We start from the raw sequence: 24,031 nt of genomic DNA, 5'->3' as shown, positions 1-24,031 counted from the left end.
GGTCTCTGTAAATCGTGACTTCTTCATATTGATTCTCCTGTTGTAAATACTGCCATAAACAACAGAAAACTCAACTTTTTAAATGTACGAATCTATGGGGATACTACAATTGGCAGGCGGTCGAATAAGCAGATGTCTAATTTGTCGGGTAAACCGACAAAAAAGGTATAAATATTCATCTAAAATGTATTAACTCTATTCACAATGAAACTGTAAATGTCCTATTTAGACGACCCGCGGGTGTATTTTGCCACTGAAAGAACTTTACTATCATGGCAAAGAACAGCCTTATCTTTTATCGCGCTTGGATTTGTAGTAGAGCGCTATGCATTTATGAAAAATCTGAACTTACCTGATCAAATTAATAATGCTCATTACCTTCTATCTGAGCTCATTGGATTTTCTCTCATTCTGGTAGGTACATTTATTGCATTTGTTTCAGCATATCAACATAAAAAATTCATTAAAAATCTTTCAAACAAAGAAATTCCCGATGGCTATTTTGTCTCCTTGGGGCCTATAGTTGGATTTACAGTGAGTATTGGCGGCTTTTTAATGCTCATTTGGATTCTATTGGGATTTTTACCTAAATTCATTACCTTCTAGCATCAGAATAATTAACTTTAAATCTTAAAAGCCACCCTAAGGTGGGTTTTTTATTAGATCAGCGTAGTTCATGTAATGTGAGAGATGGATGACTTACCTCTGATCTGGCTTAGCTACATGCCATCTGCCATTTCGGATTGGTAAGAAGCTACCATCATCAATTCCGACCTCTTGAGCGATACGCTCATTCATGACCTTGTTCATTGCCATGATCAAATCGCCATTCTTTTTAGGGTCCATAGCTAAATTATTCATTTCATTCGGATCATTTTGAAGATCAAAGAGTTCTAGATCATTTTTGGCTAACATTTCTTCCATGGTAGTTGGGGTATTGAACTGCAGAGGCGAGAAATACCTTGAGAAACGATATCTTCCATCAAACACACTTCGAATACCCACCCGATTAGCAAAGTTAGGTTGATGTGCATTTAAGATTTTGGCTGACTCTTTGGAGTCATACTTACCGGACATGAGCCAAGAGTAGGTTTTTTCTGCCCAGAACCAACTCGTAAACATCAGCATATTGAAGTTAAATAAAGAAGCAGGTCTTGCTGAGTCTACTTTGGCCTTTTCAGGCTCTTTAAATAATGGCGTAAGGTCCTTACCTTTAAGACCTTCAGACGCTTTTGCAATACTCTTAGGATCTTTACCGGTCATTGCCAAAATTGTCGTTGCCAAGTCAATCTGTGAAGTAACTGCCTGACACTCCTTGCCTCCCGGATAGGCTGGATGAATAATCATCAGCGGGACATGGTTCTGCTCTTTGTAAGTAGTGGTCCCCTTACCACGCATTTGATGTGTACCGCCAAGCTCACCATGGTCAGCCGTAAAGATGACGATGGTGTTGTCTTCCATGCCGCTATCTTTGAGCCCTTGCATTACTGCTGCGACATTCTCATCACTGTCACGCATACAGTTAAAGTAATAGTCGAGCAATAATCTCCAGCGGCGATCCTCATTGGGCCATGGGCCCATGAGTAAATCCCAAATTTCTTGATAAAGCTTGTGTGCTTTAGGTCTGCCAGGTGCATCGAGTGCCTGGTGGCGACTCTCGGGTAATGGATAGTTATCCCAAGTAGCTTGATAGAGTTCGGTGGTTGGCGGCGGCAAAATAGTCATCGCATGTTTAGCTCCCTGCACTGGCTTACCGGGCAAATCAGAATTCACATAAGTCACATCATGTGGATTGACGATATTGACAGCTAAATACCAAGGTTGCTTTTTAGCTCGTAGTTCCTGCCCCTCGTTTCTCAACCAACCAACCGCTGATGACAGGGTTAGCTTATCAAAGGTATAACCGCCCTGCTGCTGATCTACAATATCGCCGACCCCCAAAAAGTCATCAAAGCCATATGACTTAATGATCTTGCGATAAGTATCCATCGGGGCGTCATATGCTTTTTTAACAACATCCATATTCGCGGAGAGATGCCATTTGCCTTGATAGGCAGAGTGATAGCCCAATTCTTGCAAGCGATGACCGATGGTTTTGACTTTATGGGATAAATCAGGCTGCCACAGAAAATTGAGGTTGTCAAAAATACCAGAGTGCTGGATATGCAAACCGGTATAAATCACAGAACGGGCCGATGAGCATTGCATCGAGGCTGCTTGATGATTTGTAAAAGTAATTGCTTTTTTCTTGATGGCTTCGCGCGCAGGCACTGGCATGGGCCACTTCGGAAAGAAATGCTCTTGGTCTACCAAAACAAAAAGAATGTTGTAACCAGCCGGTGGGGTATTTGGTGCTATGGGCGTGGGCTTATCTGGGTATGACTGTGCCTCCGCATTTTGCATACCCGCTGGCAATAAACCAGCACCTAGTGCTGCAGCCCCAGAGGTAAGCAAATTACGTCTAGATGGGTTCTGAGGCTCGCTACCAGAATCTAAAACCTCGGGATTAATTGTTTCCATTAACAGCTCCTCAATGAGATTGACAGTACTTACTTTTAGAATATTAAATGATTTGGATTACACGATCAAGAAAACACAGCTTCGGCTAATCTTTATAGACAAACCCGTTTCAAAAACACCCCCACTCTACCGCAGACTATCGATTCCAATCGACCAGCTACCCTCATCCCATCAAAGGCCAAGTAGATTTTAGTTAACGCTTTACTTCGCCCTTGCGAAGCATTGGAATAAATTGATACCTAAGCTGAATTAAATAAGTCGCCATTAATACAATTACAAGAACAATAACACCGGCTGGATTGGATTGAATTCCATTAATCACCAAAAAGATAAATAAAGTAAGGTTGATGACTACCCCGCACCATAAAAGGAAGACATTAGCGCTAGTTTGCTCATGAATACGAATGTGGCCATAGGTAATAACGCCAAATAAAAGTAAAAATGCCATGCTGGCCATTTTTCCGACTATCTCCAGAGGAAATCCCAGTACCAAAATAATCACAATGGCTGCCGAAATCAGCAGGCGCCTCATCTGGCTTTGCCCAAGGATTTTAGATAGCCAAGTTGCATTTGCATGCTCAGTAACCACCACTCCAAGTACTTTGGTTGCCGTAAAAATAGTAGCATTGACTGCAGCAGCACAGGAAAGCAAAGCAATTAATCCAATACCAATAAAACCTTCCCTATGCATCAGAATATTTGCTGCGGCACCAATCACATTCGTTGGGTTAGATTTAATAACAACGATTGGAGTGAGCTGAATTGTGACAAAACTCACCAATACATAAAGAGCGATCACGAATAAGACTGCCACATACATTGCCTTTGGAATTGTTTTCTTTGGCTCAGCTATCGAATCCGCTGCACTGCTCACCACTGCAAAACCTTGGTAATTGATATAGAGCATGCCCGTAGCAATAGCGATACCCTCAATAGGGCCCACACCAAAATCTAGACTTGCAACATTAAGGTGCGATATACCTACAGCACTAAAAGCAAGCAATGAAAGCAATACCAATCCAATAGCAGCAAGACCTGCAAGCCCCACAATGCTTGCGCCTAGGAGGTTGACTAAAGCAAGTACAAAAACCAATGCTCCACCAATGAGTTTGAGTTCAAATCCTGAAAAATAGGATCCAGTTAACACAACAATGAATTCAGTAAAGCCAGATGCATACAACGAAGTGGATATCAAAAATCCAAGATAGAGGAAGATATTCATCCAGCCTGCGATAAAACCATTGCCATAGGTAGAAACGATATAACCTGCAGGACCACCAGCAACTGGAAATGTAGCACTCAATTTAGCGCAAGAATAGACAGTAAAAAATACTGCGATGCCTGCCAGTAAAAAAGCAATTGGGAAATGAGACTTGGCTGTGAGATTCGCATAGCCCAGAACGGTAAATAAACCCGAGCCCATCATGCCACTCAGACTCATTGCAATAGCAGAATAAAGCCCTATATTTTTTGAGATCTGCGACGGGCTTTGTGGCGATGTACTCATCTGAGTCTTAGTTCAATGCGGCATAAGTTGATAATGTTGAAGTAAAACCAAAACAACGAAAATCCAATAAGAAAAAAACTTGAGCATCAAAATAGATCATTTTCCTGGTTGATTCTTAAGCTCGGCATTAGCAGCACCCTACTTAAGAGAAACCACGGGAGTTAAAAAATAGCCGCGCTCAGCAATCTCAATTGCTGGTTGAAGTAACTCCTCAAAAGGGAGTGACGCAAAACGAGAATGCATTACCTCCCAACCAGCAAGGACCCCTGGAATAGTAACAGAGTCCCATACCCGCATCGGCCTATTAGCTTGTCCGCTAGCATCAACACCATATTTAGCCGAGAAATAATCTGGACTCCAGCTATTTGACACTACCCCAGATGAATTTAAGCCATGCAATTCTTTGCCATCCCAAATAATTGCGAAACAATCACTACTCAACCCATTAGATACAGGCTCAACAACCATTAATGCTGCTGCTGTGGCAATTGCGGCGTCTATAGCGCCCCCCACGTTGCATAATGCGCAGTCCAGCCTGCGCTGCATAGGGATGTGATGTCACGACAACACTTCTCCCCATCACGGGTACACGAATTGCTGGGGACGGATTATTCGAGTTAAAGTTCACATTCATTACTCATTCTTAATAGATGCCATGATTTGCACTTTACATGAGAAAAAACATGACTATGGTGGGCACAGAACCCAGCAAAAGCAAAACCCCGTGGTTAGGGGCTATGCGGTCAGTATCGAAGAAGACGAGAACTGCATAGAATCATGGCACAAAGCCAAATGGGTACCTAAAGCTTAATTTAAATGATCTGATACAACCAGCAATTGCAATTTTGAAAACGCTAGAAGAGAAATAAAAAACCACCCCGTAGAGTGGCTTTTGATAATACCTTATACCAGTACTAATAATAATACTAATGATAAATAGTACAGTTACTTAGGGTTGCAAACGGGAGCGAGGTTCCAGCTCCTATTGCGCCAGCTTCCAACTTTTCATCGCTCACATCCAACAACTGTAAATCTTCTAATTCAATCATCTGTACTTGCATGTTTGCTCTCCTATAGGTTGTGGACTATCCACAAATAAATCCTAGCATAGGTATTTGAAGGTTTGGAGTGGGAATTGCACCAATTTAGGTAATAAAAAACCACTCCGTAGAGTGGTTAGGTAAATTTCAATAGATAGAAATTCTAACCAGAGGAACTTAACATCTAGCATTTCGGGGGCACGGAGTCATTACAGCAATATGAATTATTTGAATACCCCCCAACTGCTGCAACCATAGATTCCAAAATATCATCACTTACTTCGATCATTGCAACTTCTTCGAATTCAATCATTTGTACTGGCATGTTCGTTTCTCCATTTAATAGTGCGGGAAAGTTTTTATGAGGGAATTAACTACTTTGTACAGCAGCTTAGTAAACCCGGAATCAAGTAATTAACAAGGACAAACGGTTTGTTGAGTGCAACATGTGGTTGCCTGTAATCCAGTATAAGCTCCGGCACACGGGGAACTCTTCTCCAAAGCCTCATCACTCACTTCCATCATTGTCACTTCTTCTAATTCAATCTGTTGTACTGGCATGTTTGCTCTCCTATAGGGGTTGTGGACTATCCACCATCGAATCCTAGCATAAGTATTTGAAGGTTTGGAGTGGGAATTGCACCAATTTAGGCAATAAAAAACCACTCCGTGGAGTGGTTCGTGATACTAGGTAAGCTGACAGCTTAACAACCGCTTGTACTGGTATACCCACCCCAAGTACCACAGCTTATCCGCACCTCCATCATAGCAATTTCTTCTAATTCATCATCACTGGCTACAACCAAGTTCAATTCCTCTAATTCAATCTGCTGTACTGGCATGTTTGCTCTCCTATAGGGGTTGTGGACTATCCACATCTAAATCCTAGCATAAGTATTTGAAGGTTTGGAGTGGTAATTGCACTAATTTAGGCAATAAAAACCACTCCTTGGAGTGGCTAGTAATGCTGCGCAAGATATCAGCTCAACAAGGAACTTAACATCCACAACCTGATGGGTTGCAACTCATGGTAGATGTGTTGTAGGCATTAGTCACTGTCGCTTCCAAAGTCTCATCACTCGCTTCAACCATTGTTACTTCTTCTAATTCAATCATTTGTATTGGCATGTTTAATCTCCTATAGTTTTGGACTATTCACCATCGAATCCTAGCATAGGTGTTTGAAGCTTTGGAGTAGGTATTGCACTAAATTGGGTGATAAAAAAACTGTCTCTAGGTATGCCTATAGATTCCCTTATTTGATGCATCCCACGAATGACTGCGACTGGCCGAAAGCAGCCCCTCATAACCACAACCGATTCGCATCACCATTAAAAATGTGCAGAGTTTGCCTACACACTTTTTTGCATGCCCAGCGTTACTTAAAGTAACGCTCAAAAGACAAAACCCCCACCATTTCTGATGAGAGTTTACTTTTCTGGTGGGCCCACCAGGACTTGAGTATGACCTCAGTAGCTCAAATTATGAGCCCTACTCTGTAGCTATCAACCCATCTTCATCAATGTCATAGTCAGCCATTGCATTAGTTCGCTTAATTTCATCGTTTAGGTGATAGTAGGTCTTTTCAATCTGCGTTTGACTGGTTCCGCACATATCAGCAATTTGCCTGAAGTTCAGCCCACTCATGACCTTTTGCGTGATGAAATAGTGCCTAAAGCTGTAGGGCACGATATCGCGATCTGTTGTATCAATTTCAGCAAGTGCTAATAAATTACCAAAGTGATAGAGCAAGGCTCTTTGAGTAATGACTTTGGTACTGTTTAAGCTAAAAACGAGTCTGTCTTTTAAGTTGATGGGCTTTTTAGTCTCTTCCGTATTTTCAACAATAAACGTTCTGAGCTCCTTAAAGTAACCATCATCTCTACAGTAAAAGCCTCTACTATTTCTCACCTTACTGGTTTCAGCACGGATTTGAATATGAACTAATCCCACTGTTTTCTTATTCTTACTGCCCTGTTTCCATTCAATGTCACTCCACAGCAGTTGCTTTTGCTCGCCTGTTCGCAAGCCTGTCACGCTAGCAATTAAGAAGAAGTAAGACGCTAGCATTCGCTGCTGCCACTCTTTGTCCGTAAGCTTGTTTTCTTTGCGGTCAGTGTATTGCTTAACCGCATCCTTAAAGAGATCTACTTCTGCTTCACTAAAGGTAGAACGGTAGAACGACGAATCTTGTTATCGTTTTTATCTACTTTGGGTAGCTTGGAAAAATCAAACCCATCAATATAAGTTTCTTTTCTTTTGAACAGCCACTTTATTAAGGAGTTAATGGTGCCCTATTCATTGGCAATAGTAGAAATGCTGATTTCTACATTTTTCTTACCCTTAGATCTTTTAAGGAAGTAATCGGAGCAATCGGTTCGCTCTAGCTCTTTGAGCTTGGTATCTTTCTTGATATAGGCAAGCCAATGCTCCAAATGGGTTTTGATTGTGCCCAGTCTGCCCTTGACAATGATGCCGGCATCCACATCCTTTTGCCTCTCAGCAATGTAAGCAGCTACGTCATCTTTAGTGGTGAGCGAAAAATATCGTTTGCCAGAGAGCTGATTACTCATTAGCACGTGGTAGTGCAATTTGGCTTTTTCTACTGCTGTGTTTTGATTTCTGGTCTTTAGGCTAAAACGAGCGTACTTGCGCTCTTTAGCTAGCCACAAACGGAACTGCTAATACTCGCCACGCTTGTAAATAAAAGTGTCTTCAAATACTGCTATTTCATTTTCTTCAAACTTTACTTTTTTTGTGGGCATTTGGGCTTGGGTTGTCTACGAAATTGAATAGTTACTTTTTTGTATAAGTTTATGTGTAACTTTAATTTCTGCGCTCAATAAAATCAACCACTTAGCAGTCAGTGTGAAACTTTTGTGTAACTTTAATATCCTTAAGAATCAATGACTTAAGTCTGAGTTTCTACTCCCACTCAATCGTCGCCGGCGGTTTTCCACTAATGTCATAGACAACCCGGTTGATGCCGCGCACTTCATTGATGATGCGGTTTGATACTCTTCCGAGTAAGTCGTAGGGCAAATGGGCCCAATGGGCCGTCATAAAGTCCTGTGTCTGCACGGCTCTCAGGGCTACAACATATTCATAGGTTCTGCCATCACCCATCACGCCAACCGATTTGACTGGTAAGAAAACAGCAAACGCTTGGCTAGTGAGGTCGTACCAGGATTTTTGACTCACTTCATCCATCGTGCTTCTTAGCTCTTCAATAAAGATCGCATCAGCACGCTGTAATAGGATGGCAAATTCTGCTTTAACCTCTCCCAAAATACGCACCCCCAAACCAGGGCCTGGGAAAGGATGGCGATAGACCATCTCGCGCGGCAAGCCTAGTGCCACACCGAGTTCACGTACCTCATCTTTAAATAACTCACGTAGCGGCTCAAGGAGTTTGAGGTGCATATCTTCAGGTAAGCCACCCACGTTATGGTGACTCTTAATGGTATGCGCGCCCTTCTTCCCTTTGCCAGCTGACTCGATCACATCAGGATAGATGGTTCCTTGTGCCAGCCATTGGGCATTCTCAATCTTGCTGGACTCACTTTGGAAGATTTCTACAAATTCTTTACCGATAATTTTGCGCTTGGCCTCAGGGTCAGCAACACCTGCAAGCTCAGACATAAATTTCTCTTTTGCATCCACTCGAATTACTTTGACACCGAGGTTGCGGGCAAACATTTCCATGACCATATCGCCCTCATTCAGGCGCAAGAGACCATGGTCTACAAAGACACAGGTCAGCTGATCACCGATGGCGCGATGTATCAACGCTGCGGCAACACTAGAATCTACTCCGCCCGACAAACCGAGAATGACCTCTTCATCGCCAACTTGCTTACGAATATTTTCAACGGCTTCGCTAATGTAGTCACCCATCACCCAATCCGGCTTGCAAGCACAGATCTCGTGTACGAAACGCTCTAATAGCGCAGTTCCTTGAATGGTGTGTGTTACTTCCGGATGAAACTGACATGCGTAAAAGCGCCGCGCCTCATCCGCCATTCCGGCGATGGGGCATGACTCGGTGGAGGCCATGATTTTGAATGCGGGCGGTAAGGTCGTTACAGAATCGCCATGACTCATCCATACCTTCAGAATGCCGTGACCTTCACTCGTAGAAAAATCTTGGATGCCCTTTAATAAGTCAGTATGACCATGAGCGCGTACTTCGGCGTAACCAAACTCACGTGCTTTGCCCAGTGACTCAGCTGAATCGACGGACCCACCCAATTGGGTTGCCATGGTTTGCATGCCGTAGCAAATACCGAGCACGGGTACACCGAGCTCAAAGACAGCTTGAGGTGCGCGCGGACTATCTGCCTCAGTTACCGAGCTAGGACCACCCGATAAGATGATGCCTTTGCAACCCTCGTTTTCGACGAAGCGCCGAATGAACTCAGGATCGCAATCGTAGGGATGGATTTCAGAATAGACTTTGGCGTCACGTACTCGCCGCGCAATGAGTTGCGTGACTTGTGAACCAAAGTCGAGAATCAGTATTTTGTCATGCACGAATGAAGCCGCCTTAATTTAAGTCTTAATCAATATGGTAATTGGGCGCTTCCTTAGTGATCTTCACATCGTGCACGTGCGACTCGCGTACCCCAGCAGATGTGATCTCCACAAAATTGGCTTTCTCATGCAATTCATCGATCGTCCTGCAACCTAGGTAACCCATCGATGAACGAATACCGCCGGTCAGTTGATGCAAGATGGTGAGAACACTTCCTTTGTAGGGAACCTGTCCTTCAATCCCCTCTGGAACCAACTTATCTGCATTAGCAGCACCAATTTCACTTTGAAAATAACGGTCGGCTGAACCATCCGCCATAGCACCCAAGGAGCCCATGCCGCGATAGCTTTTGTATGAACGTCCTTGATACAAGAAGACTTCTCCGGGAGCTTCTTCGGTACCTGCAAATAGACCACCCATCATCACAGAATTAGCGCCTGCAGCTAAAGCCTTTGCAACGTCACCCGAGTAACGCACGCCACCATCAGCAATCAATGGAACCCCTGTGCCTTTGAGCGCATGCGCCACATTCACAATGGCAGTGATTTGCGGCACACCCACGCCCGCAACAATGCGTGTTGTACAAATAGAGCCGGGACCAATACCCACCTTAACGCCATCCGCACCGTGTTCAACCAAAGCTTTAGCAGCATCGCCGGTAGCAATGTTGCCGCCGATCACTTGCACATGGGGGTAATGCTTTTTTACCCACTTAACACGGTCGAGCACACCTTGGCTATGACCGTGGGCCGTATCCACGACGATCACATCCACCCCAGCGCGTACTAAAAGCTCAATGCGTTCGTCATTGTCTGGGCCAACACCAACTGCTGCCCCAACGCGTAATTTACCTTCGTCATCCTTACAAGCATTCGGATGTTCAGTGGCTTTCAGGATATCTTTAACTGTAATCAAGCCACGCAGTTCAAAGCGGTCATTTACTACCAGTACACGCTCTAAGCGGTGCTGACTCATTAAACGCTTGGCTTCTTCTAATGGACAACCTTCTTTGACTGTAATGAGGCGATCCCGCGGCGTCATCTTGCTTTTGACGGGAGCATCTAAATCCTCTTCAAAGCGCAAGTCACGGTTGGTAATAATTCCGACCACTTCCTTACCAATCAGTACCGGAAAGCCCGAAAAACCATTCTCAAGAGATAGCTGGATAACTGCACGCAAGGGCGTATCTGGGCCAACGGTAATCGGATCGCGCAGCACACCGGACTCGTAGCGTTTTACTTTAGCTACTTCGCGGGCTTGTTCAGCCGGCTTCAGATTTTTATGAATAATGCCAATACCACCTTCGCTGGCCATCGCAATTGCTAAGCGACCTTCGGTAACCGTATCCATTGCAGCGGATACCAACGGTGTATTGAGTGAAATGTCGCGAGTTAATTTACTTGCCAAGCTGGCATCACGAGGAAGTACCGACGAATACGCCGGCACAAGGAGCACATCGTCAAATGTGAGTGCTTTTTGAATGAGTCGCATGAAAACCCCTAGTCACAAAAACAGATTATAGCCTCCTGGCCTTCCTTTTGGCAGCAGCGGCCTGGAATTTGGCATCCTGATTCTGGTTAGCCTTCTTGCGACGCACTGTTTTAGGGTCAATTAACAGCGGGGAATACAGTTCCAGCCGATCCCCATCATAGATAGGGCTATCCCAGTCTTTACGTTTGCCAAACACGCCAAAACATCCTTTGCGAGCCAGGATGGGGTCGGCCGGTCCAGATGCTATGCCAGCCTGCATCAATGCCTGGCCAACCGTAGCAGTTGCATTTAGGGGCAAATGGCAGGTAAAGAGCTTAAGAGTTGGTTCCCCCAAGCGAGCATCACAAAGCCAAATATCTATTGCAGTGTTTGGCACTCCCTTAGCCATAGAGCTCTTCAGCTCTTTTGACAAAACAATCTACAAAGGTGCCAGCAATATGGCCAAAAACAGGGCCAATAATCTTTTCCAGCAGAATATTCTTAAACTCCCAGTGCAACTTGAATTCCACCTTACAGGCATCTTCCTTTAGGGGGATAAAATTCCATTGGCCCGAGAAAAGCTTAAATGGCCCATCCACAAAGGTCATATCAATTGAATTTGGCCGGTGATTGAGGTTCTTAGTCCGAAAATACTGGCTAATACCCTTAAATTGAATATTGATTTTGGCATCGAGTACGGTTTCCGTTTGCTCGAAAATCTCCACGCCGCCGCACCACGGCAGGAACTCGGGGTAGCTAGCAACATCCGTTACTAAGCCATACATGCGGTCAGCTGACTGGCCAATTAAAACGGTCTTGTGGACGTCTGCCATAATCGATCTTGAGAAGCTAAATAAATATGAGTATCGTCGAAAACAAAAAAGCCTTCTTTGATTATTTTATTGAAGAACGGTTTGAAGCAGGACTTGTGCTGGAGGGCTGGGAAGTCAAGTCCATCCGCGCCGGTCGCGTGCACGTCAAAGAAGCGTATGTCGTCATTCGCCAGGCGGAGCTGTATCTCATCGGCTGTCATATCACCCCCCTGCTCGCCGCCTCTACCCATATCGTGCCGGACAGTACCCGTACCCGCAAACTACTCCTCAATGCGGTAGAAATTCGCAAGCTGATTGGTAAGGTTGAACAAAAAGGCTATACCCTGGTACCCCTCAATCTACATTTTGCGAAAGGCAAAGTGAAATGCGAAATCGGCCTTGCAAGAGGTAAAAAGCAGCATGACAAGCGGGCTGCAACCAAAGAGCGAGAGTGGGAAGTCCAAAAAGGACGTATTGCCAGAGGCGATCTCAACGCCTAAGCGCCCAGCTGCCTTGCACTAAATTAGTGCACATTGCACTATCCAGTGCCTAGACTTTGGTTTGCCAACTTTAAAAAGGTTATGGTAACCATATGAATCTGCCTTTTGACGAAATGCTCAATGCCCATGGCAAAGCGCGCGCCCACTACCAAATATTTCATGATTGGTTAAAACATCAGAGCGATAGCTTGATGAGCTTGAAGCAGGCTGAGGCGGATTTAATCTTTCGGCGAGTGGGCATTACCTTTGCGGTTTACGGGGATGACCTCGCTGCAGAAAGAACCATTCCCTTCGATCAGATTCCCAGAATTTTTGCGGCAAAAGAGTGGGAGCAATTAGAGGCCGGCTTGCGTCAAAGAGTCAAAGCGCTCAATCGCTTTATCTATGACATTTACCACGATGAAGACATCATCAAAGCGGGGATCATTCCTGCTGAGCAAATTTATAACAATGCCCAATACCGCCCTGAGATGCGCAATGTCAGCGTACCGCGCGATATCTATGCGCAGATTGCGGGCATTGATATTGTCAGAGCGGGTGAAGGTGAATTCTATGTTTTAGAAGATAACTTGCGCGTACCCTCGGGTGTTTCATACATGGTTGAAGATCGCAAGATGATGATGCGACTCTTTCCAGACCTCTTTCAAAAATACCGTGTTGCCCCAGTTGAACACTATCCCGATTTATTGCTAGAGTGCCTCAAGTCGTTGAAGCCGAATGACGTCAAGAAACCGAATGTCGTAGTGCTTACCCCGGGCATGTTTAATGCGGCGTACTTCGAGCACAGTTATTTAGCTCAGCAAATGGGGGTTGAATTAGTCGAAGGTAAAGATTTATTCGTTAAAAATGAACAAGTCTTTATGCGCACAACCCAGGGGCCTGAGCGAGTCGACGTGATCTATCGTCGGGTCGATGATGACTTTCTTGACCCACTCGCGTTTCGCTCCAATTCCACTTTGGGTGTAGCGGGGTTGTTATCCGCATATCGGGCCGGGAACGTGACTCTAGCCAATGCGATTGGCACAGGTATCGCCGACGATAAGTCGATCTACCCTTATGTGCCCGACATGATTGAGTTTTATCTTGGTGAAAAACCGATTCTTAATAACGTGCCAACTTTTCAATGTCGCAAGCCCGAAGATCTCGCATACACCTTAGCCAATTTAGATAAGCTCGTGGTCAAGCTTACACATGGCGCGGGCGGATATGGCATGTTAGTTGGCCCCGCCTCAAGCAAAAAGGAAATTGCTTCCTTTAGAGTGCAACTGTTGGCGCACCCCGATAGATATATTGCCCAACCTACCTTGGCGCTATCTACCTGCCCCACCTTTGTCGAATCTGGTATAGCCCCTCGCCATATTGATTTAAGGCCTTTCGTACTCTCAGGTAAAACGATCAAAATGGTTCCCGGAGGATTAACGCGTGTAGCCCTCAAAGAGGGTTCTTTAGTAGTGAACTCCTCTCAGGGTGGTGGCACCAAAGATACCTGGGTTCTGGAAAAGTAGATGGAGTCTAAATACCGATGCTAAGCCGCACCGCTGATTGCCTATATTGGATGGCACGCTATACAGAACGCGCTGAGAATACTGCTCGGATGTTGGACGTCAATCATCAGACCTCCTTACTACCCCAGCCTGCAGAATTTTTGGAGCAAAGCTGGAAAAAGTTACTGACGATTTCAAAGCTAGAAGATGCCTTTAGGGCGCAATACGATGTCATCAATCGGGAAAACATTTTAGATTTCATGATTTATGAAACTGGCAACCCCTCCAGTATCGTGTCCTGCTTATTTGCCGCACGCGAGAATGCCCGAGTCATCCGCGGCAAGATTACTTCAGAGGTATGGGAGACTCAAAACACTACTTGGCTTGAGCTCCAGCGCATTTTAGAAGCGCGCAATCAATCGGATCCAAGCCGTCTATTAGACTGGGTAAAACATCGCTGCCATTTATTTAGAGGAGTGATGCATGGCACCATGCTCAAAAATGAAGCCTTTTACTTTATGAACATCGGTACATTGCTAGAGCGCGCGGACAGTACCGCACGTATTTTGCAAACGAAGTATGAAGATCCGATTACCCTAAAGGCCTTAAACAACCCTGAAAATGACCTTAAAGAAGTCACTGAGGGCACTGATGGTAACTTTTTTGATTTCTACCACTGGGCTGCCCTGCTGCGTTCAGTCTCGGCTTTTGAAATTTATCGTCAAATTTATTCCGATCAAGTCAGTCCAAAAAAAGTGGCGCAACTGTTGATCTTTAATAAACAAATGCCTCGTTCATTAGTGTGCTGCGTGAATGAATTGATCCCCCTCATATCCGAAGTCAAAAACCTACAATCCAAAGAAATCGAGCGCTTACTTGGCAAGCTTAAAGCTAGCCTAGATTATTCTGATATTGATGAGGTCTTCACACAAGGGCTGGAAGAATTCATTGAGGACTTCTTAGAGCGCATCAACTTCATTGCAGATGAATTTAGCAATGCCTACCTCATTCCACTGGCAGTTGCCTGAAAACCCTTATGCGCTTAAAGATACGTCATTGCACTGAATATCGCTATGAAACACCTGTTCGATATTCCATTCAGGAGCTTCGCTTAACACCTCCAAAAGTGGCTGGACAGCAAATAGAGAAGTGGAAAGTAAACACCCCAATAAAACCCAATAACTCGATTGATGCCTTTGGAAATCTGTGCAATATCTTCGTTCAAGAAAATGCATATACCTCGATGATGATTGAGGCGGAGGGTGAAATCCAAACAGAGGCTGCCTTTGAATTTATAGATGATGCGAAGGCCGTTTCACCCTACTACTTACTGCAACAGACCAATTTGACAGAACCCTCCGAGGAAATGCTGGCATTCTTTGCCTCGTCTTTACCAAAGAACAATACCATCAGCGAAGTATTAACCTTAGCCTCTGCAATACAAACTGAAATTATTTACTCCCCTGGTGAAACGAATTTCGCTACTACTGCCAACCAATCCTTCACCATGAAATCGGGAGTTTGCCAAGATCATGCCCATGTCATGTTGGCCCTATGTCGTGCCTCAGGCATTCCTGCGCGTTACGTTAGTGGTTATTTTTTTGCAGAAGAATCTCCTAATTTAGCCAGTCACGCTTGGATTGATTTCTGTAGCGATATTGAACGGGGCATTTGGATTAGTGTAGATATCACCCATGCCTGCCTAGTCGATGCGCGGCATATTCGCTTAGCCATCGGTCGTGACTATTATTCCGCAGCACCAGTAAAAGGTGTGCGTTCCGGTGGCGAAGGGGAGCAACTCAGCGCTAGTATTGCAATACAGGCCTTGAGCCAGTAACCGGCTTACCGCCCTCAAATCAGCGATAATTCTCAGCAGTAAATCAATTAAAAAGGCTGTGGAATGACGTATTGCATTGGGCTTTGCCTCAAAGATGGTCTCGTATTTTTATCAGATACCCGCACAAATGCGGGTGTTGATCAAATCGGCACCTTTCGGAAAATGACTATATTCCAAAAGGATAATGACCGGATTTTTACCTTATTAAGCGCAGGGAACCTTGCCATCACGCAAGCCGTTAAAGAGATCTTGCTTCAAGGTGAGCTACTTGACGGGAATAATTTGTGGAATGTCGACAATGCGCATGATGCTGCTGTGGTTGTGGGCAATGCGATTAAAGAAGTTTATGAGCGGGACCATGCGTCTTTAGAAAAAGCAGGTATTGATTTCAACTGCAATCTGATTTTTGGCGGTCAGGTAAAAGGGGAGCGCCCCCGTTTATTTAATGTTTATTCAGCTGGTAATTTTATTGAAGCTACAACGGAAACGTGTTATTTCCAGATTGGTGAATCAAAATATGGCAAGCCCATATTGGACAGAGTGTTGAGCTTTAACTCCCCACTCAGCCTTGCAACCAAGTGCGCACTGATTTCGATGGATTCTACGTTGAATAGCAATATTTCCGTTGGTCTACCGCTCGATTTACTAGTTTACGAGAAGAACTCATTCAAGGCGGGCAAGCTAGTTACTTTGGATGAATCCAATCCCTACTTTCAGATGATCCATCAGCACTGGGGCGACAGGCTACGCGAGGCCTTCAATTCGATTGCTGAGCCAAGCTGGACAGGTGCTAATAAGACCCGCGCCATCGCCACAAACCCCAAAAAAATGGCGGCACTAGAGGTCATTCACCAGCCAATAAAATCTCGCCAAAAGAAGGTGGTTAAACCCGCCGCCTCTGGCCTTAAAAATAGACGACTAACAAAAAAGGTGGCCGTAAAGGCTAAAGCCTAAACAAACCACCTCGGATACTACTCAAGACCTAGATTCATCATCTAGGTCTTTTTTCTTTCCCGACCTATGCCTCTGACTTACCCAACATTTCCCAGGTAGCCACTACGCTATCCGGGTTGAGGGAAATTGAGGTAATGCCTTTCGCCACCAACCAACGAGCAAAGTCTGGATGATCTGAAGGGCCTTGACCGCAAATACCCACGTATTTGTTTTGCTTACGGCAAGCATCAATCGAGCGCGCAATCATGAACTCGACTGCAGGATCACGCTCATCAAAGTCAATGGCCAACAATTCCATACCGGAATCGCGATCCAAGCCGAGGGTCAACTGCGTCATATCATTCGAGCCGATTGAGAATCCATCGAAATACTCTAAGAACTGATCAGCCAAAATCGCGTTTGATGGAATCTCACACATCATGATCAAACGCAGGCCTTTGTCGCCACGCTTAAGGCCTAACTTCGCCATCATGTCGATCACGCGCTCAGCCTGCTTAATCGTGCGCACAAACGGAATCATGATCTCGACATTGTCCAAGCCCATATCTTCGCGAACACGCTTCATTGCCGCGCATTCCATCGCAAAGGCTTCGCCAAAATCAGCGGAGACATAACGTGAAGCACCACGGAAGCCCAGCATTGGGTTCTCTTCATCGGGCTCATAGCGTGAACCGCCGATGAGTTTTTTGTACTCATTGGATTTGAAATCCGATAAACGCACAATCACTGGTTTTGGATAGAAGGCCGCTGCAATAGTAGCAACACCCTCAACCAGCTTATCTTCATAGAACTGACGTGGACTTGCATAACCCCGTGCTACGCTTTCGACCGCACGCTTTAAGTCAGGATCAATATTGGGATATTCCAGTACTGCCCGTGGATGCACACCAATGTAGTTATTGATAATGAACTCAAGGCGAGCTAAGCCAACACCTGCGTTAGGCAACTGGCAGAAGTCGAAAGCCAGCTGAGGATTGCCGATGTTCATCGTGATCTTCACTGGAATCTCTGGCAAGACACCGCGAGAAATCTCACTCACTTCGGTTTCAATCAAACCATCGTAGACATGACCTTCATCGCCTTCAGCACAAGATACCGTTACCATCATGCCGTCTTGGAGGTGCTCAGTAGCATCACCGCAACCGACCACCGCAGGTACACCCAACTCGCGGGCAATAATCGCGGCGTGGCAAGTACGACCACCGCGGTTGGTGATAATTGCAGAAGCACGCTTCATGACGGGTTCCCAGTTAGGGTCAGTCATATCCGCTACCAAGACGTCGCCAGGCTGTACGCGATCCATCTCACTCGGATCACGAATTACGCGTACTGGTCCTGCACCAATCTTTTGACCGATCGCACGGCCCTTAACTAATACTTTAGAGCTGCCCTTAAGCTTGTAGCGCATCTCTACTTGGCCAGCGGCCTGACTCTTTACTGTCTCTGGACGAGCTTGCAAAATATAAATACGGCCATCTTGACCATCTTTACCCCACTCGATATCCATTGGACGGCCATAATGCTTTTCAATAATGACGGCGTATTTAGCCAACTCAGTAATGTCAGCATCTTCTAAAGAAAAACGATTGCGCTTCTCTGGAGTCACATCAACAGTGATTACTTTCTCGGCAGAACCTGCTGGAGCGAATTGCATCTGAATGAGTTTGGATCCTAAAGAGCGGCGAATAATCGCCTTCTTATCCTGCGCCAAAGTCGTTTTGAACACATAAAACTCATCTGGATTCACTGCACCTTGAACCACAGTCTCACCTAAGCCGTAGCTAGAGGTAATGAAGACAACATCCTCAAAGCCAGATTCAGTATCCAAAGTAAACATCACACCAGCTGCACCTAAGTCGGAGCGCACCATCCGTTGAACACCAACGGATAAGGCGACTTCGCTATGCGTAAAGCCTTTATGCACACGATAGGAAATCGCGCGATCGTTATACAAAGAGGCGAAGACTTCCCGAATCTTGAGTAAGGCATGCTCGATGCCTTCGACGTTGAGGAAGCTTTCTTGCTGACCGGCAAATGAAGCGTCTGGCAAATCTTCCGCAGTAGCAGAAGAGCGTACCGCAAAGGAACCCTTACCGGAATCATCCAAGACTTTAAAAGCATTACGAACTTCTTCTTCTAAGCGAGGCTGAAATGGCGCCGCTTCGATCCAATGACGGATTTCTTTACCGGCTTCAGCTAAGGCGCGGACATCATCAATATTGAGATTTTCTAAACGCTTGTGAATGCGATCAGTCAAATTGTTGTGCTCTAGGAAATCACGAAATGCTAATGAGGTTGTTGCAAACCCCGTTGGCACTCTGACACCCGTCGCAGACAATTGAGAAATCATTTCACCTAAGGAAGCATTCTTGCCGCCGACAAATTCGACATCTGTCATTCGGAGTTGCTCGAAAGGTAAAACATAAGCGTTCGCTACATTACTAGTTGATTGCTGTTGGTTGGACATATAAAGCTCACTAAAGTTAAAGAAACTGGTCTAGCAGCCGCTCAAAATACGGCATACTTCAATATTCCTCTATTGTAGTGCTGACTCTAGCCCGTAAGTGAAACTGATGACCCCCCAAAACCGGCTTGTTTTTATTGTCTCTGACGGCACCGGCATTACTGCCGATAACTTTAGCCAATCGATTTTGGCGCAATTTGACGCCACTTTTAATCGTATTCGCGTGCCCTTTGTGGATAAGGTAGAAAAAGCCCATGATGCCGTCTCCAGCATTAATCAGGCGGCCTCAAAATATGGTGTGCAACCTATTGTTTTCACTACTTTGGTGAATCCGGAGCTCAATAGTATTGTGAGTAAGGCCAATGGGCTCATTTTGGATATGTTCCAAACCTTTGTAGCCCCACTAGAAAATGCCCTTGGCATTAAATCCACCCATGCCATGAACCGGCTACATCACAATGCGGATACCGACGCATATAAGAACCGAATTGAAGCGATTAATTACTCATTAGCCCATGATGATGGCCAATCAAATCGCAATCTAGCAGACGCGGACGTCATTTTGGTGGGCATCTCGCGGGTTGGTAAGACCCCAACCAGCCTGTATTTAGCCATGCAATATGGCCTCAAATCAGCCAACTACCCCTTAATTCCTGAAGATTTTGAGCGGGGAGAGCTGCCCAAGGATTTGGTGCCCTACCGTAGCAAAATCTTTGGCTTGATGATTGATGCGGAACGCTTATCGGAGATTCGGAATGAACGGCGCCCAGGGAGTAACTATGCCAAGCTCGAAAACTGCCGCTATGAAATCAACGAAGCCACTGCAATGATGAAGAGAGAGTCGATTCCCTGGATTCTCACTACAAGCAAATCCATTGAGGAAATTGCTACGACCGTCCTGCAATCCCTAAAATCCGATAAAACAATCTTGGGCTAAGTTAAGGCGAGCACTGCTCTACTTGCTACGCCTCATCCGCACCGTCTCGAATAAACAGGCCGCTGCAGCCGTAGAAACGTTGAGTGACTCGACGCGGGGGTCGATCGGTATAGACACCCCTTTGGCTTGCGCCATGAGATCTGCAGAAACTCCCTGACCCTCACTTCCCATTACCCAGGCAACGGGATGCAGCAGCTCTTGCCGCAGCTCGTATAGGTCTACTGAGCCATCCGCGGTGGTAGCTAACAAGGGTGCGGTGACAGCACTTAAGACTTGTTGATTGGACCAACCTTCATAGAGATTTAAGAGTCGGTGCGCGCCCATGCTGGCTCGCAGCACTTTACTGGACCACAAATGCGCGCAGCCTGATATGGCCAACACTTGGGTAAAACCTGCCGCAGCTGCGGTGCGCAATAAGGTACCCACATTACCGGCATCCTGAATACGGTCCAAAATCAATACATCCCCATCCAAGGTAGCTGTTACTGCAGGCGGATTTAGGCAAGACTGCGGTAAGGCCAAGAGCCCTGCTACATGTGGCGCATTGACTAGTTCACTCAAGTTATCCCACAAGTTCACATCCAGTTGCAGAACGCGCGTTTGGGGACAGCTTTCCAGATGAGCATAGATTGCTTCTGAAATCTCGGGGTTCTGCAAGCCCAACTCGGAGGTGATAAGCACTTCCAGTGCAGGATCACCAACCCAAGTCTGCACCAAATGAATGCCCTCAAGCAATGCTTGACCACAGGCGATTCTGGTTTTTTGCCCCTTCGACCCGGTTGCCTGCAAGAGGCGAATCGTTTTAAAAAGGGGATTCTCCTTAGAGCTAATCAGTTCCATTGCCATATACCTTACTCTGCCTGCTGGATCAAAGTTAAGACCTGTCGCACGGGGGCAAAGGTCCGGCGATGCTCAATGCAGGCGCCGAATTCTTTTAAGGCGGCAAAATGGAATGGTGTGGGATACCCCATATGTTGCGCAAATCCATATTGCGGAAAGCGTTCATGCAACTGCGCCATTTGACGATCGCGCGTTACTTTTGCCAAGATGGATGCTGCCGAAATTGCGGGCTCTTTAGAGTCGCCTTTCACAATGGCCTCAGCCAAAATAGGTAGCTCAGGACAACGATTGCCGTCGATCAGGGCTTTATCAGGCCACCCGCCTAAACGGGTAGCAAGATCTTCAATCGCCCTTCTCATCGCAAGCATGGTTGCCTGCAGAATATTCAACTGATCGATCTCAAGTGGGCTGGCCTCGCCAATACCCCAAGCCTTGGCTTTTGCTTGAATTTGCTCAAACAAAAAATCGCGGCGGCTAGCGGATAATTTTTTAGAATCTTTTAGTCCCTCAATAGGATGCAAGGGGTCTAACACGACAGCGCCGGCCACCACCGAACCAACCAAAGGTCCGCGGCCAGCCTCATCTACTCCGCAAATCCAAATCTCACTCATCACTGGGCTCGCTTGGCGCGTTGACTTGTCATCATTTGCGTTACCGCTTGCGCTACCAACAGCCCAGTAGGTCTACGCAAGATTTCATGCATCTTTGCAAAACGCTCTTTGAGTGCGCTCACCTTGCTTGGGTTTTCCAGCCATTCGAGCACTGCATTGCTTAACTTTTCAGGGGTAGCGTTGTCTTGGAGTAATTCCGGTACGACGAATTCACCACACAAGATGTTGGGCAGGCCGACATAAGGCAAGTAGCCCTGGCGCTTCATGATCTGCGCGGTGAGCCAAGGCACTTTATAAGCAATCACCATGGGTTTTTTCCAGAGGGCTGCTTGCAAGGTGGCGGTACCACTCGCAATGAGCACCACATCTGCCGCTTCAAGTGCGGCGTCAGCTTCGCCATCTAGCAACACAATCTGAATTTCAGGCAGGCGCGTTTGCATTCTTTCGAGCAACAGTTCGAGGGCTGGACGTAATTGCGGAGTCGCCACAGGAATTACAAAATGCAGTTTTTCTCCCGCTAGGCGGTCGGCAAGTAATGCCATCGTCTCAAAAAAAACGGGGGCGATAAGATCAATTTCCGATACGCGACTGCCCGGCAAAACAGCGACGACTGTACCCTCCAAGGCACCACTTGGCCGCTTTAATAGTTGCGCAATCTTTTGCCGAGCTGCATTTGGATTGGGCTCAAGCGGTATATCACTTGCGAGCGGGTGACCTACGTAGCTCGCAGCTATGCCGGCGCGTTCGTATATATCGACCTCAAATGGAAAAATGCACAATACCTTATCCACTGCTTTTTTAATCTTATGAATGCGTCCTGCCCGCCAGGCCCAAATTGAAGGAGAAACCAAATGCAAAGTAGGAATACCCGCCTTGTGTAATTCGGTTTCAACGCCTAAGTTAAAGTCGGGCGCATCCACTCCCAGAAAAACATCGGGACGCCCCTCGCCTAGCAAATACGTCAAGAGCTCGCGCCGCAGTTTCAGAATCGCAGGCAATTGCCGGATTGCCTCGACGTAGCCTCGCACGCTCAATGTATCCATTGGCCAGTCTGAGCGCATGCCCTCCGCCTGCATGCGGGGGCCACCAATTCCATAAACCTCTAGCCCAGCCATATCCGGAATCTGCTTAAGTGCACTTAGTACTGGAGCAGCCAGCAAATCACCCGAAGGCTCTCCAGCAACACAGGCTAATTTAGGCAAAGCCAAGCCGTGTTAACGAATAATGCCGCGAGTAGAAGCGGCAATAAAATCATGGAACTGCGCCAGCTTCTCAGCTGTTGCTGCATCTGCAGAGCTAGCAAGTACCAGCTTCTGAATTTCTACCTTAGCCTCTTCGAAACTCAGGCCATCTTTATAAAGTAATTTATAAGCCTGACGCAAAGCGCTAATGGTTTCACTTGTGAAGCCTCTACGCTTGAGCCCTTCCACGTTAATGCCATGGGGTGAGGCTTTATCCCCTGCGGCAATCACAAATGGTGGAATATCTTGAACTAAAGCTGAAGCACCGCCGAGCATGGCATGTTGTCCAATACGAACAAATTGATGCACTCCCGACATGCCGCCCATGATGGCCCAATCATTTACTTGGACATGGCCCGCAATCTGGGCATTACTCGAAAAAATGGTGTGATTACCGATCTGGCAGTCATGAGCAATATGCACATAAGCCATGATCCAGTTGTCATCCCCAATGCGGGTGATGCCTTCATCTTGAGCGGTACCAGTGTGAATGGTAGTGAACTCGCGAATCGTATTGCGATCGCCAATAATCAATTGGGTTGGCTCGCCACGGTATTTCATATCCTGAGGTGCGCCGCCGATGGCTGCAAAGTGCGCAAAGTGATTTTCCTTGCCGATAGTGGTAAAGCCTTCAATGACGGTGTGTGAGCCGATCTTGCTCCCAGCGCCGATCTTGACATTGGGGCCGATCACTGAGTAAGGACCAATCTCAACGCTACTATCTACCTCAGCTTTGCTATCAACAATGGCGCTTGCATGAATCTGAGTCATTACGCCCCTTTCGTGCGCACAGCACAAGTAATGTCTGCCTCTGCTGCTAACTCGCCATCCACCGTTGCCTTGACATGAAACTTATAAATGCCGGCCTTTTCGCGCTGATAAGTAGCCACCATCACCAATTGATCGCCAGGCACTACGGGCTTTTTGAAGCGCGCGGCGTCGATTCCTGCGAAATAGTAAATCGCGTCTTCTTGCTTGGCTTCGGTAAAAGTGAGTAAGGCAGCAGTTTGTGCCAAAGCCTCAATAATTAATACGCCTGGCATCACCGGAAAATCAGGGAAGTGCCCTTGAAAAAAAGGTTCATTAATCGTGACATTCTTAATCGCGGTAATACTTCCTTTCGGACTGTATTCCAGTACGCGGTCAACCAGAAGAAACGGATACCGATGCGGTAGCAATTTCATAATTTTGTTGATATCAATAGCTGCTGGTGTGCTCATAAGATTGCCTGCGAAGAAAAATTAAAACAATAAAATTGGTTGAGTTTCTGTAATACAACT

23 protein-coding genes and 1 pseudogene are annotated in these 24,031 nt (G+C 46.1%); 7 read left to right on the top strand and 17 right to left on the bottom strand.

Annotation, left to right across the window (positions count from 1 at the left end; translation table 11 throughout):
• Positions 1-216 precede the first annotated feature (216 nt).
• Positions 217-606, top strand: a complete 390-nt coding sequence (locus CP950_RS03170) for a YidH family protein (RefSeq protein WP_096672369.1) — start codon at positions 217-219, stop codon at positions 604-606.
• Between the two features lie 93 nt (positions 607-699).
• On the opposite strand, the gene CP950_RS03165 is transcribed toward CP950_RS03170, so the two are convergent.
• From CP950_RS03165 to CP950_RS03130, 11 genes and pseudogenes are all read right to left on the bottom strand, one after another.
• Complete coding sequence (locus tag CP950_RS03165; RefSeq protein WP_096672368.1) at positions 700-2,520, bottom strand: sulfatase family protein; 1,821 nt, start codon at positions 2,518-2,520, stop codon at positions 700-702.
• 193 nt (positions 2,521-2,713) lie between these two features.
• Positions 2,714-4,027: an APC family permease gene (locus CP950_RS03160; protein WP_096672367.1), complete on the bottom strand. Its 1,314-nt coding sequence runs from the start codon at positions 4,025-4,027 to the stop codon at positions 2,714-2,716.
• Between the two features lie 141 nt (positions 4,028-4,168).
• Positions 4,169-4,661 (bottom strand): annotated as a pseudogene (locus CP950_RS03155) (gamma-glutamyltransferase); the annotation flags it as partial.
• 292 nt (positions 4,662-4,953) lie between these two features.
• Positions 4,954-5,088, bottom strand: a complete 135-nt coding sequence (locus CP950_RS10105) for a hypothetical protein (RefSeq protein WP_272867607.1) — start codon at positions 5,086-5,088, stop codon at positions 4,954-4,956.
• 683 nt (positions 5,089-5,771) lie between these two features.
• The gene (locus CP950_RS09920) at positions 5,772-5,909 is read right to left on the bottom strand and encodes a hypothetical protein (RefSeq protein WP_165766398.1); all 138 of its coding nucleotides are present in this window, start codon (positions 5,907-5,909) and stop codon (positions 5,772-5,774) included.
• Between the two features lie 649 nt (positions 5,910-6,558).
• Positions 6,559-7,137: a tyrosine-type recombinase/integrase gene (locus CP950_RS10005; RefSeq protein ID WP_207760184.1), complete on the bottom strand. Its 579-nt coding sequence runs from the start codon at positions 7,135-7,137 to the stop codon at positions 6,559-6,561.
• Between the two features lie 224 nt (positions 7,138-7,361).
• The gene (locus CP950_RS10000) at positions 7,362-7,640 is read right to left on the bottom strand and encodes a hypothetical protein (RefSeq protein WP_207760183.1); all 279 of its coding nucleotides are present in this window, start codon (positions 7,638-7,640) and stop codon (positions 7,362-7,364) included.
• A 352-nt stretch (positions 7,641-7,992) separates the two neighbouring features.
• The gene (gene guaA, locus CP950_RS03145; RefSeq protein WP_096672366.1) at positions 7,993-9,600 is read right to left on the bottom strand and encodes a glutamine-hydrolyzing GMP synthase; all 1,608 of its coding nucleotides are present in this window, start codon (positions 9,598-9,600) and stop codon (positions 7,993-7,995) included.
• 25 nt (positions 9,601-9,625) lie between these two features.
• On the bottom strand, positions 9,626-11,092 hold the full coding sequence (guaB, locus tag CP950_RS03140) for an IMP dehydrogenase (RefSeq protein WP_096672365.1): 1,467 nt from the start codon (positions 11,090-11,092) through the stop codon (positions 9,626-9,628).
• Between the two features lie 25 nt (positions 11,093-11,117).
• A complete protein-coding gene (locus tag CP950_RS03135) occupies positions 11,118-11,480 on the bottom strand; it encodes an RnfH family protein (protein WP_243391901.1) in 363 nt (120 codons plus the stop codon).
• On the bottom strand, positions 11,473-11,904 hold the full coding sequence (locus tag CP950_RS03130) for a type II toxin-antitoxin system RatA family toxin (RefSeq protein WP_096672364.1): 432 nt from the start codon (positions 11,902-11,904) through the stop codon (positions 11,473-11,475). Before CP950_RS03130 ends, CP950_RS03135 begins: the two co-directional genes overlap by 8 nt.
• 26 nt (positions 11,905-11,930) lie before the next feature.
• Here CP950_RS03130 and smpB point away from each other — a divergent pair, with 26 nt between their 5' ends.
• From smpB to CP950_RS03105, 5 genes are all read left to right on the top strand, one after another.
• A complete protein-coding gene (smpB, locus tag CP950_RS03125; protein ID WP_096672363.1) occupies positions 11,931-12,383 on the top strand; it encodes an SsrA-binding protein SmpB in 453 nt (150 codons plus the stop codon).
• 92 nt (positions 12,384-12,475) lie between these two features.
• Complete coding sequence (locus CP950_RS03120) at positions 12,476-13,888, top strand: circularly permuted type 2 ATP-grasp protein (protein WP_096672362.1); 1,413 nt, start codon at positions 12,476-12,478, stop codon at positions 13,886-13,888.
• A gap of 17 nt (positions 13,889-13,905) precedes the next feature.
• Positions 13,906-14,895 (top strand): alpha-E domain-containing protein, encoded by a 990-nt coding sequence (locus tag CP950_RS03115; protein ID WP_096672361.1) that lies wholly within the window; start codon positions 13,906-13,908, stop codon positions 14,893-14,895.
• An 8-nt stretch (positions 14,896-14,903) separates the two neighbouring features.
• Positions 14,904-15,704 (top strand): transglutaminase family protein, encoded by an 801-nt coding sequence (locus CP950_RS03110; RefSeq protein ID WP_096672360.1) that lies wholly within the window; start codon positions 14,904-14,906, stop codon positions 15,702-15,704.
• Positions 15,705-15,767: 63 nt separating this feature from the next.
• On the top strand, positions 15,768-16,658 hold the full coding sequence (locus CP950_RS03105) for a proteasome-type protease (protein ID WP_207760182.1): 891 nt from the start codon (positions 15,768-15,770) through the stop codon (positions 16,656-16,658).
• Positions 16,659-16,722: 64 nt separating this feature from the next.
• Here the strand turns inward: CP950_RS03105 and ppsA are convergent, their stop codons facing one another.
• Complete coding sequence (ppsA, locus tag CP950_RS03100; RefSeq protein ID WP_096672359.1) at positions 16,723-19,125, bottom strand: phosphoenolpyruvate synthase; 2,403 nt, start codon at positions 19,123-19,125, stop codon at positions 16,723-16,725.
• 106 nt (positions 19,126-19,231) lie between these two features.
• Between ppsA and ppsR the strand changes: the two genes are divergently transcribed.
• Positions 19,232-20,059, top strand: a complete 828-nt coding sequence (gene ppsR, locus CP950_RS03095) for a posphoenolpyruvate synthetase regulatory kinase/phosphorylase PpsR (protein ID WP_096672358.1) — start codon at positions 19,232-19,234, stop codon at positions 20,057-20,059.
• Positions 20,060-20,077: 18 nt separating this feature from the next.
• Here ppsR and CP950_RS03090 read toward each other — a convergent pair whose 3' ends face one another.
• The 5 genes from CP950_RS03090 to fabZ are packed head-to-tail and all read right to left on the bottom strand — an operon-like array spanning position 20,078 to position 23,971.
• Positions 20,078-20,899 (bottom strand): TrmH family RNA methyltransferase, encoded by an 822-nt coding sequence (locus CP950_RS03090; protein WP_243391900.1) that lies wholly within the window; start codon positions 20,897-20,899, stop codon positions 20,078-20,080.
• Between the two features lie 11 nt (positions 20,900-20,910).
• Positions 20,911-21,510: a ribonuclease HII gene (gene rnhB, locus CP950_RS03085; RefSeq protein WP_096672356.1), complete on the bottom strand. Its 600-nt coding sequence runs from the start codon at positions 21,508-21,510 to the stop codon at positions 20,911-20,913.
• The gene (lpxB, locus tag CP950_RS03080) at positions 21,510-22,712 is read right to left on the bottom strand and encodes a lipid-A-disaccharide synthase (protein WP_096672437.1); all 1,203 of its coding nucleotides are present in this window, start codon (positions 22,710-22,712) and stop codon (positions 21,510-21,512) included. Before lpxB ends, rnhB begins: the two co-directional genes overlap by 1 nt.
• A 12-nt stretch (positions 22,713-22,724) precedes the next feature.
• The gene (lpxA, locus tag CP950_RS03075; RefSeq protein WP_096672355.1) at positions 22,725-23,522 is read right to left on the bottom strand and encodes an acyl-ACP--UDP-N-acetylglucosamine O-acyltransferase; all 798 of its coding nucleotides are present in this window, start codon (positions 23,520-23,522) and stop codon (positions 22,725-22,727) included.
• Complete coding sequence (gene fabZ / locus CP950_RS03070) at positions 23,522-23,971, bottom strand: 3-hydroxyacyl-ACP dehydratase FabZ (RefSeq protein ID WP_096672354.1); 450 nt, start codon at positions 23,969-23,971, stop codon at positions 23,522-23,524. Before fabZ ends, lpxA begins: the two co-directional genes overlap by 1 nt.
• Positions 23,972-24,031: the final 60 nt, after the last annotated feature.

Origin of the sequence: Polynucleobacter meluiroseus (assembly GCF_900205755.1) — a bacterium.
In the GTDB taxonomy this organism is placed as follows: domain Bacteria; phylum Pseudomonadota; class Gammaproteobacteria; order Burkholderiales; family Burkholderiaceae; genus Polynucleobacter; species Polynucleobacter meluiroseus.
Note: the sequence above shows the minus strand (reverse complement) of the source record. Positions and strands in the feature narration are given on the sequence as shown.